Raw genomic sequence first — 11,753 nt, forward strand, 5'->3', positions numbered from 1 at the left:
AAAGAAGTGAATTTATAGCTGCTTCAGGAAATTTACGACGCAGAATTGCCGAAAAAGCACCCTGATCAAACGAAATATAAGTGAAATAAAGCGATGTGATGAGGATAAATAGCGTGATTGAAAAGTGATGTTCTAAGGGGAAATAAAATTTGGTTTTAAAGCAAATATCACCAAATTAATCCCCTAAATAGTTCGTGTTGCAACAAGGCGACCAGCCCGCTCGACCCAGGAGCATAGTAAACTATGTGACTGGGAAGAGCGGGCGCAGTCAACGCAGTTGCAGCGCGAAATATGACGGGGATTAGAAATTCCAGTCTTCGTCTTCGGTCTCTACGGCCTTCCCCATCACGTAGGATGAGCCAGAACCTGAGAAGAAGTCATGGTTTTCATCGGCGTTGGGCGATAATGCCGACAAAATGGCCGGATTTACGCTGGTCAACTCTGCCGGGAACAGCGCTTCATAACCCAAATTCATCAGCGCTTTATTGGCGTTGTAATGCAGGAAGGTTTTCACTTCGTCCGCCCAGCCAACCTCGCCATATAGCGCTTCGGTATAGATCACTTCGTTCTCGTACAGCGCCAGCAGCAAATCAATCGCAAATTGCTGCAACTCTTCGCGACGTGCGTCATCAACGGTTTCCAGCGCTTTCTGGTACTTATAACCGATGTAATAGCCGTGCACCGCTTCGTCGCGAATGATCAGGCGAATCAGATCGGCGGTATTGGTTAATTTGCCGCGACTCGACCAATACATCGGCAGCCAGAAACCGGAATAGAACAGGAATGATTCAAGGAACACGCTGGCGATTTTTTTCTTCAACGGATCCTCAGCGCGATAGTGCTCCAGCACAATCTTCGCTTTGTTTTGCAGCGCTTCATTCTCTTCGCTCCAGCGATACGCCGCATCAACATCGGCGGTGTTGCAGAGCGTGGAAAAAATCGAACTGTATGAACGCGCATGCACCGCTTCCATAAAGGAGATGTTCGACAGCACCGCTTCTTCATGCGGCGTAATCGCATCTTCCATCAGTCCCGGCGCGCCAATCACATTCTGAATGGTATCGAGCAGCGTCAAACCGGTGAACACGCGAATCGTCAGCTGCTGTTGCTGGTGTTCCAGCGATTGCCAGGCAGGCAGATCGTTGGAGAGCGGCACTTTTTCCGGCAGCCAAAAGTTGCTGGTTAGGCGGTTCCACACTTCGAGATCTTTATCGTCCTGGATGCGGTTCCAGTTAATCGCTTGAATTTGTTTTAGTTGCATAGTTTTCATCACAGTGCGCACGAGACGCAGCCTTGCACCTCGGTACCTTGAAGCGCCATTTGACGCAGACGGATGTAATAGAGCGTTTTGATGCCTTTCTTCCACGCGTAAATCTGCGCTTTGTTGATATCGCGCGTGGTGACGTCATCGCGGAAGAACAGCGTCAGCGACAAGCCTTGATCGACGTGCTGCGTGGCTTCGGCGTAGGTATCAATAATCGCTTCCGGACCAATCGAGTAAGCATCCTGATAGAGATCGAGATTGTCGTTGGTCATAAACGGCGCCGGATAATAGACGCGGCCCGTTTTGCCCTCTTTGCGAATCTCAATGCGCGACACAATCGGGTGAATGCTCGAAGTGGCGTGGTTGATGTAGGAAATCGAACCGGTTGGCGGAATCGCTTGCAGGTTTTGGTTGTATAAACCGTGCTGCATCACCGATTCACGCAATGCTTGCCAATCGGCCTGCGTCGGCAAGGCAATACCGGCATCGGCAAACAGTTGCGCCACGCGCGCGGTACGCGGTTGCCAGGCTTGATCAACATACTTATCAAAGTATTGGCCGCTGGCGTATTTCGATTGGGCGAAACCATCAAAGCTTTGCTGATGTTCCTGCGCCAGCAGATTCGAGGTGCGCACCGCGTAATAGGTGACGCAATAGAAGTAGAGATTGGTGAAATCCAACGCTTCTGCCGAACCGTACGCCATGCCTTCGCGCGCCAGATAACCGTGCAGGTTCATCTGTCCCAGGCCAATGGCGTGTGAGCGGCGGTTACCTTCGGCCACAGACGGCACCGAATTAATCTCGCTCATTTCGGAAACTGCGGTCAGGGCGCGCACCGCGGTTTCCACCGTTTGCGCCAGATTACGTGAATCCATCGCATGCGCGATGTTAAGCGAACCGAGATTGCAGGAGATATCTTTGCCCACGCGGCGATAGCTGAGATCGTCATGGAACTCGCTAGCGCTGTTGACCTGCAAAATCTCAGAACACAAATTGCTCATGTTGATGCGACCGGCAATCGGATTGCTGCGGTTCACGCTGTCTTCAAACATGATGTAGGGATAACCCGACTCGAATTGAATCTCGGCCAGCGTCTGGAAGAAATCGCGCGGCTTAATGTAGGTTTTGCTGATGCGATCGTCGGCGAGCATTTCGTCGTAATGCTCGCTAATGCTGATGTCACCAAACGCCTTGCCGTAAATACGTTCCACATCGTACGGTGAGAACAGCGCCATATCGCGGTTCTCTTTCGCTAACTGAAAGGTGATATCCGGGATCACCACGCCGAGCGACAGCGTTTTGATACGAATTTTCTCGTCAGCGTTTTCGCGTTTGGTATCCAGGAAACGGAAAATATCCGGATGATGGGCATTGAGCCACACCGCGCCCGCGCCTTGGCGTGCGCCCAACTGATTGGCGTAAGAAAACGCGTCTTCCAGCATTTTCATCACCGGAATCACGCCCGAAGATTGGTTCTCAATGCGCTTAATCGGCGCGCCGGATTCACGCAGGTTGGAGAGCAGGAACGCCACGCCGCCGCCGCGTTTCGACAGTTGCAGCGCCGAATTCACTGCACGACCAATCGATTCCATATTGTCTTCGATGCGCAGCAGGAAGCAGGAAACTAACTCGCCGCGCTGCTGTTTGCCGCAGTTGAGGAAAGTTGGCGTTGCGGGCTGGAAGCGGCCGCTGAGCATTTCTGCCAGCAGCTCGCGCGCCAAGGTTTCATTGCCGCGTGCCAATGTCAGCGCCACCATGCAGGCGCGCTGTTCAAAGGTTTCCAGATAGCGTTTGCCGTCGAAGGTTTTCAACGTGTAGCTGGTGTAAAACTTCCACGCACCGAGGAAGGTGTGAAAACGGAAACCCGCCGCTGCCGCTTCATCGTGCAGCTGGCACAGGAATTCGAAATCGTACTGATTCAGCACCTCCGCTTCGTAATAGCCTTCGGCCACCAGATAGCGCAGGCGCGCGCCCGCATCAGCAAATTGCACCGTGTTGGGTTGCACGTGTTGCAGGAAGAACTGGCGCGTGGCTTCGTGATCTTTGCCGAACTGGATGCGGCCATCGGCGTCATACAGGTTCAGCATTGCGTTGAGCGCGTGATAATCCAGCGCCGTGCTGTTTAGGGTGTCTGTCGTTGCCAAAATTGGGTCACTCCCGCTTTTACATTAGCGATATCGTCGGGGGTTCCCATCAGCTCAAAGCGGTAGAGATAGGGAACCTGACATTTCTGCGCAATGATGTCGCCCGCCAGGCAAAAGCCTTCACCGAAGTTACGGTTACCGGCAGCGATCACCCCGCGAATTCCGCGTCGGTTGGCATCATCATTGAGGAATTGAATCACTTGTTTGGGCACTGCACCGCGCGAACTGCCGCCGCCGTAGCTCGGCACCACCAAAATATAGGGCTGTTCGATTTGCAGGCGCTGCGTGTCATCAACCGGAATGCGGCGGGCAGGCAGCCCCAAACGCGTGATGAATCGGTGCGTGTTTTCCGACTGGCTAGAGAAATAGACCAGTGGAAACATCGTCTTATCCCCCGACGGCAGCGAGTTGGCGCAGGCCGGCGATTTTATCGGGACGGAAGCCGCTCCAGTGATCGTCGTGCGTCATCACCACGGGCACCTGGCGATAGCCGAGGGATTTGAGGCTGTCGATAGCTTCGGGTTGGCTATCAAGATTGATTAAATCGTAATCGATGCCTTTGCGATCCATTGCATTTTTTGTTGCGTTGCACTGGACACAGTTGTCTTTGGTGTAAATAATAATGCGCATGATTCGTATTCCCCTTTGATTGCGGTCAGATTGCGAGATACGAAGCAAATTCCTGTTTGCATCGAGCTTCGTCCTTGACGACATCTGGTAGCGTGTTGATGGGTTGAATACTAGATGTAGTGATTAAAGCGGTCAAGCCCACCAGATATAGGGTTTTGTTATTTTGATCTTCAGATAATCGCTAACGCCAGAGATCATGCGCTCTCCAGGCCGAAAAATTTTTTTGTAAAGGATGAGAAGGGAGGGAGGTGGTTGAGTTTTGTGCGATCTGGCCCTCATCCCAGCCTTCTCCCGCAAGCAGGAGAAGGGGCCGATCCAGCATGGGTGTCACAGTTGAACGCCACCTAAACATTCCCTCGCCCGCTTGCTGGAGAGGGTTAGGGTGAGGGACAGCGCGCACTATTCTGCGCCCACAAAAAAGCCCCGCACCAGGCGAGGCTTATTGCATGCACAACGAGGATTAGCGGCGTGAAGACACCAGCAGCGCGCCCAGTACTAAACCAACGGCTGCACCGACACCGACGCCGTGCCACGGCTTGTCATGCACATACGCATCAACATGGGTACCTGCATCACGTGCCGCTTGCGATACGCGACTCTGACCGCCGCTCAGTTTCGCCCGCGTCTGCTTCAGCAGCGCCTGCGCCTGGCTGCGTGCACTATCAACCTCATCTTTGGCTTCGCTGCCATAAGATTTAAGTAACGCTTCTAGCGAATCTGCCAGTTCGTTTACATCCTGATTGATATCAATGTCATCGTTTTTAGCGCTTCGATTAAACATTTTTAGCTCCCTTTGATTTAAAACGTAATACTCAGTGTAGACGAAGCGTGATTAAACGCAGGGATGTGCCAGGCTTTAGGGAAAATTCCGAATGCTCCGCGCTGTCTTGCTGTTGTAAGGTTGCGGGGCTGTGAGAAGAGAGGAGCAAGCATGTATTTACGACCAGATGAGGTAGCGCGCGTACTTGAGAAAGTGGGCTTCGAAATGGATACCCAAACGCCAAAAACTTATGGTTATCGCCGCGGCGACAACTACGTTTACGTCAATCGCGAAGCACGCATGGGACGTACCGCATTGATCATCCATCCGACGCTGAAAGAGAAGAGTCATCACTTTGCTGAGCCAGCGTCAGAAATGAAAACCTGCGATCACTACACGCAGTTTCCGCTCTATCTAATGGGCGATTCACAAGAGCATTACGGTATTCCGCACGGCTTTAGCTCACGTGTAGCGCTTGAGCGCTATCTGCAAGGCGTCTTCGGCGGCTGATGCTGCGCCCCGTGTCTGCGGGGCCGCAAACCTTTCGTTAATCCTTACTTTCTACCACGTTGCAAATCCCCACGCTGACGCGTATAACCCTGTGTCCATATAGATGTTCAGACGTCCATACGGATACAAAGATATGCAAACTCAGGATTCGTCCCCGCAACAAAATTTTCAGCGCACCATGAAAGTTCGCCATTTGGTGATGCTATCGCTGGGTGGGGTGATCGGCACCGGCCTGTTCTTCAACACCGGCTACATCATCTCCACCACGGGCGCAGCCGGCACCTTACTGGCGTATCTGATCGGTGCGCTGGTGGTGTGGCTGGTGATGGTGTGTCTCGGCGAGTTGGCTGTGGCGATGCCAGAAACCGGCGCTTTTCATGTGTATGCCGCGCGTTATTTAAGTCCCGCTACCGGTTATACCGTCGCCTGGCTGTATTGGCTTACCTGGACGGTCGCGCTGGGATCGAGCCTGACCGCCGCAGGATTCTGCATGCAGTATTGGTTCCCCAACGTGCCGGTCTGGACGTGGTGCTTAGTCTTCTGCATTGCCATCTATTTGCTCAACATTGTCTCGACGCGCTTCTTTGCTGAAGGTGAATTCTGGTTTTCGATTATCAAAGTGATCACCATCATCGCCTTTATCATTCTTGGCGCTGCGGCGATGTTTGGTTTTATCCCGATGAAAGATGGCAGCACCGCGCCAGGATTGCACAATCTCACCGCTTCTGGCTGGTTGCCGCACGGCACTTTGCCGATTCTGATGACCATGGTGGCAGTCAACTTTGCTTTTTCGGGAACGGAATTGATCGGCATTGCCGCCGGGGAAACCGAACAGCCGCAAAAAGCGCTGCCGCTGGCGATTCGTACCACGGTGGCACGTTTGATCATCTTCTTTATCGGCACGGTTTTTGTGCTGGCGGCGCTGATCCCGATGGATCAAGCGGGCATCGTGAAAAGTCCGTTTGTACTGGTGTTTGAGAAGATTGGTATCCCGTATGCGGCGGATATCTTCAACTTTGTAATCCTCACCGCGATCCTTTCCGCTGCCAACTCTGGTTTGTATGCATCAGGCCGCATGCTGTGGTCTCTGGCGAATGAGAACACCTTGCCGCGCTGCTTTGCGCAGGTGAATCGTCGCGGTATTCCGACGCTGGCCCTGACTGTGAGCATGATTGGCGGCCTGCTGGCGCTGTTCTCGAGCGTGATTGCGCCGGACACGGTGTTTGTGGCGCTGTCGGCCATCTCCGGATTTGCGGTGGTGGCGGTGTGGCTGAGTATTTGCGCTTCGCACTACGTGTTTCGACGCCGCTTTGTTCAGGCTGGCGGCAACGTTAAGCAGCTTGCCTATCGCGCACCGCTTTATCCGCTGACGCCGATTCTCGGCTTCCTCTTGTGCTTATTGGCCTGTGTGGGCCTGGCATTCGATGCCTCGCAGCGCATCGCGTTGTGGTGCGGCATTCCATTTGTGCTGTTCTGCTATGCCGCATACCATGTTTCGCAACGAGGAAAGTCATCGCAAAAGGCTGAGGAGGCCAATGATGTCGCGTAATCCCATCGCCCAGGCACTGACCCAAACTGACACTTTGATTATTGATGGCGCATTGGCCACCGAACTGGAAGCACGCGGCTGCAATCTGGCCGATGCGCTGTGGTCCGCCAAAGTGCTGATGGAAAACCCTGAGCTGATCTATCAGGTGCATCACGATTATTTTGCCGCAGGCGCGCATGTGGCGATCACCGCCAGCTATCAAGCCACGCCGCAGGGCTTTGCCGCACGCGGTTTGGATGGCGCGCAGGCGTTGGAACTGATCAAACAAAGCGTGAAGCTGGCACAGCGTGCGCGTGACGATTATCGTGCGGCATCATCCCGCGTAGCGCCGTTGCTGGTGGCCGGTTCCGTGGGACCTTATGGCGCGTATCTGGCGAACGGCGCGGAATATCGTGGCGATTACGCGTTGCCGGAAGATGAGATGAAAGCCTTCCATCGCCCGCGCGTGCAGGCTTTAGTCGAAGCCGGCGTTGATGTGCTGGCGTGCGAAACGCTGCCTTCGTTTGCCGAGGCGCAGGCGTTAGTGAGTTTGTTGGCGGAGTTTCCTGCCAGTAGCGCGTGGTTCTCTTTCACCTTGCGCGATGCACAGCACATCAGCGATGGCACGCCGTTGAGCAAAGTAGCGGAGTTGGTCAATGCCGCACCGCAAGTGGTGGCGATCGGCCTCAATTGTGTGGCACTGGAAAGCGTGACGCCCGCGTTACGCACCTTACAGGCGTTGTGCGACAAGCCGCTGCTGGTCTATCCCAATTCCGGTGAACAGTACGATGCCAGCAGCAAAACCTGGCATTCGGCGCCATCGGGTTGCACGCTGCATGATAAATTCGCCGAATGGCAGCAGGCGGGCGCGCGCTTGATTGGTGGCTGCTGTCGCACCACTCCGCAGGATATCGCAGCCATTGCGTCATGTTGTAAACCGCAATAAAGCGCAGAAAAACATCAGTACTAGCGCGATTAATCACGCAAAGGCAGTTTAGACTGCCTTAATCTGATGCTAACGCGGACCTGCTATGAACCTGCGACACCTTTTTCCTGCCTGTGCGCTGCTATTAAGCGGCTGCGCCTCTATCGTCGGCACGCAAACTCAACCGGTAAAAATCGACTCGTTGCCGCAAGGTGCGCGTTTCACCGTGCAGGATGAAACTGGCCGCGCGGTAGCGCAGGGCTACACGCCGCAAACCGTTGAGTTAGCCAAATCGACCGGTAACTATTTTGGCAAAAAACACTATCAGGTGATGCTGGAAGCGCCGGGCTATGTACCGGTGACATTGCCGATCGAGGCCAATGCCAACTTGTGGTATCTGCTCGGTAACATTCCGCTGTTGGGCTTCCCCGGCTGGTTGTTGGTCGATCCGTTCTACGGTGGCATGTACGATCTCAAACCTGAACATCCGCAGCCGAAGTTAAACGTGGTGGGTGCGCGCGGTTAATGCAATCAGGTCGCCAATGATGGCGACCTGACTCTTACTGCGCGGTGGGTTTCACCATCGCATTGGCGCTTTTATGCTGCGCCAGATATTGCTGCTGGAAAATACACATGCGCACGGTGTTGCGATATTCCCCGTTAATGAAAAATTCGTGCTTCAGCACACCTTCCACCTCAAAGCCTAACTTGGTGTAGATATGCACCGCTTTCGCATTCTCCTCATCGACGATCAAATACAACTTGTAGAGATTGAGCACCGAAAAACCGTAATCCATGGCTAACTTCGCCGCTTGGGTGGCTAAACCTTTGCCCTGATGCGACGGCGCGATGATGATCTGGAATTCGGCGCGGCGATGCACATGGTTGATCTCCACCAACTCGACCAAACCGGCTTTCTGACCTTCATGTTCCACCACAAAACGGCGTTCGGTTTGATCGTGAATATGCTTGTCGTAGAGATCGGACAGCTCGACAAACGCTTCGTATGGCTCCTCAAACCAGTAACGCATCACGCTGGCGTTGTTATCCAGTTGATGAACAAAATGCAGATCTTCGCGCTCCAGTGGCCGTAATTTAACTGTCATAAGCTGCTCCTTCCGTTGAGATGATGGCGCGAGTATAGCGCCATTCAATTAAACCTGTTTTACGCACCAGTGTGGATGAGCAAGTCGCCGCGCTGCACCTTGCTGGTGCGCAGTGGCGAAGGATTCGCTGGCTACATCAGGCTTTGCTGTTCTGGCACACGCATTGCTTGGCTTGTATAGATAAGACTATACAACCGTTGTTTTTCATCACCTTTTGACAGGAGTGGAACATGGGCAAGCCAATGAAACAGGTCATTAAAGTTGTAACCGCTGCCGCGCTGATTGCCAGCGCATTGCAGGCGCAGGCCGCAGACACCAAAGTTGCCATCGGTATTTCCGGCTGGACCGGTTTCGCCCCGCTGACGCTGGCGGACAAAGCGGGCATCTTCAAAAAGCACGGTTTGGATGTCGATGTGAAGATGATTCCGCAAAGCAGTCGTCATTTGGCGGTGGCTTCCGGCACCATTCAATGCGCTGCGACTACCGTGGAAACCTATATTTCATGGAACGCCGCCGGTGTGCCGATCAAGCAGATTGTCCAGTTGGATAAATCGTATGGTGCAGATGGCCTGGCAACGCGCAGCGACATCACCAGCATCAAAGATCTGAAAGGCAAAACCGTGGCAGTGGATGCGCCGGGCACTTCACCTTACTTCCTGTTGGCATGGATGCTGGACAAAAACGGCATGACAATGAAAGACGTGCGTCTGGCAACCATGGCGCCACAAGCGGCGGCACAATCTTTTGCTGCCGGTCAAAACGATGCGGCGGTGACCTACGAACCTTATCTTTCGGTGATCCGTAATCAGCCGAAGGCCGGCAAAATCCTCGCCACCACGCTGGATTATCCCACTGTGATGGACACCTTAGGTTGCACGCCAACCTTCCTGAAAGATCATCCTGAGGCGGCGAAAGCGCTGGTGGCTAGCTATTACGATGCGCTGGAGATGATCAAACAGCAGCCGGATAAATCTAACGAAATCATGGGCGCAGCGGTGAAATCCACCGGCAAAGAGTTTGCCGAATCGGCCAGTTATCTGCGCTGGGCGGGACCGGAAGAGAACAAAAAGTTCTTCAGCGGCGAGATTGAAACCTTCAGTGATGAAGCCGGCAAATTGCTGCTGCGCGCGGGCGTGATCAAGAAAATGCCTGACGTGAAGAGCCTGTACGACGCCAGCTTCGTGCAGTAAGCGGGAGAAAGGAGATGGAGATGAGTAAAAGCCAACCGGTTTCACCGCCAGCGGCACTGCCGGATGCGCCACAGCGTTGGCACAATCCGCTGATGGTGCCACTGAAAGCCATTTCGCTGCGTCTGCGTGTTGGGCTCGGCGTGGCGTTCTTCGTGCTGTTTATCGCGGTGTGGACGCTGGTGACGCTGAGCGGCATGGTGTCGCCGACCTTCCTCGCCGATCCGCTCACCATGTTGCAACAGGGCGTGCTGCTGTTCACCGAGTACAACTTCTCGCTGGACATCGGCATGACGGTGATGCGCGTGCTGTCGGGCTTCGTGTTAGCGGCAATCATTGGCGTGCCGCTCGGCATCATGATGGGCGCGTATAAAACCTGGGAAGCGTTTCTCGAACCCTTTGTCTCCTTCTGTCGTTACTTACCGGCTTCGGCGTTTGTCCCGCTGCTGATTCTGTGGGCGGGCATTGGCGAAACCCAAAAGATCCTGGTGATCTTCATTGGTTCCTTCTTCCAGATCGTGTTGATGGTGGCGGTGACCGTGAGCGGCGCGCGACGCGATCTGGTTGAAGCAGCTTACACGCTGGGTTGTAGCAATCGTTCGATCGTGCGGCGCGTGCTGATTCCCGGATCCGCGCCGGGCATTGCCGAGTTGCTGCGTTTGGTGCTGGGTTGGGCGTGGACCTACGTGATCGTCGCTGAGTTGATCGGCTCGGAAAGCGGCATTGGTCATATGATCGTTGATAGTCAGGCGTTGCTGAATACCGGGCAGATCATTTTCGGCATCATCGTTATCGGCTGCATTGGGCTGATCTCGGATTACTTATTCAAAGTGCTCAATCGGCGCTTGTTTGCATGGAGTACCTTGTGATGAAACACAGCAAACTCAACGTGCGCGGCGTCGAGCGCATCTTCACCGGGCCGAAAGGCGAGCAAACTCAGGCGTTGCAGCCGATTGATTATCAGGTGGAAGAGAACGATTTCATTACGATTCTGGGGCCTTCAGGCTGCGGCAAATCTACGTTGTTACGCATTATCGCTGGGCTGGACACGCCGACGCGCGGCGAGATCTGGTTGGATGGCAAAAGCGTGGAAGGGCCGGGCGCCGATCGTGGCATGGTGTTTCAGAGTTACACGCTGTTTCCGTGGTTGACGGTGGAAGAGAACATCCGCTTTGGTTTAAGGGAGCGCGGCTTGAGTGCGGCACAGCAGAAAGAGCGCAGCGACTACTATATTCATCAGGTCGGCTTGCGCGGTTTTGCTCAGCACTATCCGCGCCAGCTTTCCGGCGGCATGCAGCAGCGCACCGCAATTGCCCGCGCGTTAGCCAATGATCCCAAAGTGTTGCTGATGGACGAACCTTTTGGCGCGCTGGATAACCAGACGCGAGTGATGATGCAGGAGCTGTTGCTGTCGGTGTGGGAGCAATCGCGCAAAACTGTATTGTTCGTGACGCACGATATCGATGAAGCGATTTTCATGGCGAATAAGTTGGCGATTTTCAGCGCCCGACCAGGACGCATCAAACAGGAAGTGGCGGTGAATTTTAATGCCGGACGCGATTACACCATCAAAACATCGCCAGAATTTATGACTCTGAAAGCCGAAGTCACCGAATCGATTCGCAGCGAAACGATGCAGGCGATGGCACATTGATAAACAAGATGGTGCGGTAAAAGGAGAGGTCGTCATAAATGACGA

13 protein-coding genes are annotated in these 11,753 nt (G+C 54.0%); 7 read left to right on the forward strand and 6 right to left on the reverse strand.

Annotated elements, in window-relative coordinates; translation table 11 throughout:
• Positions 1-301: 301 nt before the first annotated feature.
• The 5 genes from nrdF to ACPUC7_RS17800 form a co-directional block, all read right to left on the reverse strand.
• Positions 302-1,261, reverse strand: a complete 960-nt coding sequence (gene nrdF / locus ACPUC7_RS17780; protein WP_494923903.1) for a class 1b ribonucleoside-diphosphate reductase subunit beta — start codon at positions 1,259-1,261, stop codon at positions 302-304.
• A gap of 8 nt (positions 1,262-1,269) precedes the next feature.
• Positions 1,270-3,408 (reverse strand): class 1b ribonucleoside-diphosphate reductase subunit alpha, encoded by a 2,139-nt coding sequence (gene nrdE / locus ACPUC7_RS17785; RefSeq protein ID WP_494923904.1) that lies wholly within the window; start codon positions 3,406-3,408, stop codon positions 1,270-1,272.
• Positions 3,387-3,791, reverse strand: a complete 405-nt coding sequence (gene nrdI / locus ACPUC7_RS17790; protein WP_494923905.1) for a class Ib ribonucleoside-diphosphate reductase assembly flavoprotein NrdI — start codon at positions 3,789-3,791, stop codon at positions 3,387-3,389. The genes nrdE and nrdI overlap by 22 nt, the downstream gene beginning before the upstream one ends.
• Before the next feature lie 4 nt (positions 3,792-3,795).
• A complete protein-coding gene (nrdH, locus tag ACPUC7_RS17795; RefSeq protein WP_343553871.1) occupies positions 3,796-4,038 on the reverse strand; it encodes a glutaredoxin-like protein NrdH in 243 nt (80 codons plus the stop codon).
• 460 nt (positions 4,039-4,498) lie between these two features.
• Positions 4,499-4,819, reverse strand: coding sequence for a DUF883 family protein (locus ACPUC7_RS17800; protein WP_343553870.1), 321 nt, complete (start codon positions 4,817-4,819; stop codon positions 4,499-4,501).
• Positions 4,820-4,969: 150 nt separating this feature from the next.
• Between ACPUC7_RS17800 and ACPUC7_RS17805 the strand changes: the two genes are divergently transcribed.
• The 4 genes from ACPUC7_RS17805 to ACPUC7_RS17820 all read left to right on the forward strand — a co-directional run bounded on the left by ACPUC7_RS17805 (position 4,970) and on the right by ACPUC7_RS17820 (position 8,287).
• Positions 4,970-5,308: a DUF2002 family protein gene (locus ACPUC7_RS17805; protein ID WP_343553869.1), complete on the forward strand. Its 339-nt coding sequence runs from the start codon at positions 4,970-4,972 to the stop codon at positions 5,306-5,308.
• Positions 5,309-5,441: 133 nt separating this feature from the next.
• The gene (mmuP, locus tag ACPUC7_RS17810) at positions 5,442-6,857 is read left to right on the forward strand and encodes an S-methylmethionine permease (protein WP_494923906.1); all 1,416 of its coding nucleotides are present in this window, start codon (positions 5,442-5,444) and stop codon (positions 6,855-6,857) included.
• Positions 6,847-7,782: a homocysteine S-methyltransferase gene (gene mmuM, locus ACPUC7_RS17815; protein ID WP_494923979.1), complete on the forward strand. Its 936-nt coding sequence runs from the start codon at positions 6,847-6,849 to the stop codon at positions 7,780-7,782. The genes mmuP and mmuM overlap by 11 nt, the downstream gene beginning before the upstream one ends.
• A gap of 85 nt (positions 7,783-7,867) precedes the next feature.
• Complete coding sequence (locus tag ACPUC7_RS17820) at positions 7,868-8,287, forward strand: hypothetical protein (RefSeq protein WP_343553866.1); 420 nt, start codon at positions 7,868-7,870, stop codon at positions 8,285-8,287.
• A 34-nt stretch (positions 8,288-8,321) separates the two neighbouring features.
• Here the strand turns inward: ACPUC7_RS17820 and speG are convergent, their stop codons facing one another.
• Positions 8,322-8,867 carry a spermidine N1-acetyltransferase gene (gene speG / locus ACPUC7_RS17825; RefSeq protein WP_494923907.1) on the reverse strand — a complete coding sequence of 182 codons (546 nt, stop codon included), beginning with the start codon at positions 8,865-8,867 and terminating at the stop codon, positions 8,322-8,324.
• A 242-nt stretch (positions 8,868-9,109) separates the two neighbouring features.
• Here speG and ACPUC7_RS17830 point away from each other — a divergent pair, with 242 nt between their 5' ends.
• From ACPUC7_RS17830 to ACPUC7_RS17840, 3 genes are read left to right on the forward strand one after another with little or no spacing between them, the layout of a single operon-like run.
• Positions 9,110-10,057 (forward strand): ABC transporter substrate-binding protein, encoded by a 948-nt coding sequence (locus ACPUC7_RS17830; RefSeq protein WP_494923980.1) that lies wholly within the window; start codon positions 9,110-9,112, stop codon positions 10,055-10,057.
• A 20-nt stretch (positions 10,058-10,077) separates the two neighbouring features.
• A complete protein-coding gene (locus ACPUC7_RS17835; RefSeq protein WP_494923908.1) occupies positions 10,078-10,923 on the forward strand; it encodes an ABC transporter permease in 846 nt (281 codons plus the stop codon).
• Positions 10,923-11,708 (forward strand): ABC transporter ATP-binding protein, encoded by a 786-nt coding sequence (locus ACPUC7_RS17840; RefSeq protein WP_494923981.1) that lies wholly within the window; start codon positions 10,923-10,925, stop codon positions 11,706-11,708. Before ACPUC7_RS17835 ends, ACPUC7_RS17840 begins: the two co-directional genes overlap by 1 nt.
• Positions 11,709-11,753 lie beyond the last annotated feature (45 nt).

The organism is Pantoea sp. CFCC18179, from assembly GCF_059412405.1.

Excerpts from the sequence above, each read along its gene's own strand:
- nrdF (WP_494923903.1), bottom strand. The coding sequence starts at position 1,261 with ATGCAACTAAAACAAATTCAAGCGATTAACTGGAACCGCATCCAGGAC.
- nrdI (WP_494923905.1), bottom strand. The coding sequence starts at position 3,791 with ATGTTTCCACTGGTCTATTTCTCTAGCCAGTCGGAAAACACGCACCGA.
- nrdH (WP_343553871.1), bottom strand. The coding sequence starts at position 4,038 with ATGCGCATTATTATTTACACCAAAGACAACTGTGTCCAGTGCAACGCA.
- ACPUC7_RS17800 (WP_343553870.1), bottom strand. The coding sequence starts at position 4,819 with ATGTTTAATCGAAGCGCTAAAAACGATGACATTGATATCAATCAGGAT.
- ACPUC7_RS17805 (WP_343553869.1), top strand. The coding sequence starts at position 4,970 with ATGTATTTACGACCAGATGAGGTAGCGCGCGTACTTGAGAAAGTGGGC.
- mmuP (WP_494923906.1), top strand. The coding sequence starts at position 5,442 with ATGCAAACTCAGGATTCGTCCCCGCAACAAAATTTTCAGCGCACCATG.
- mmuM (WP_494923979.1), top strand. The coding sequence starts at position 6,847 with ATGTCGCGTAATCCCATCGCCCAGGCACTGACCCAAACTGACACTTTG.
- ACPUC7_RS17820 (WP_343553866.1), top strand. The coding sequence starts at position 7,868 with ATGAACCTGCGACACCTTTTTCCTGCCTGTGCGCTGCTATTAAGCGGC.
- speG (WP_494923907.1), bottom strand. The coding sequence starts at position 8,867 with ATGACAGTTAAATTACGGCCACTGGAGCGCGAAGATCTGCATTTTGTT.
- ACPUC7_RS17830 (WP_494923980.1), top strand. The coding sequence starts at position 9,110 with ATGAAACAGGTCATTAAAGTTGTAACCGCTGCCGCGCTGATTGCCAGC.
- ACPUC7_RS17835 (WP_494923908.1), top strand. The coding sequence starts at position 10,078 with ATGAGTAAAAGCCAACCGGTTTCACCGCCAGCGGCACTGCCGGATGCG.
- ACPUC7_RS17840 (WP_494923981.1), top strand. The coding sequence starts at position 10,923 with ATGAAACACAGCAAACTCAACGTGCGCGGCGTCGAGCGCATCTTCACC.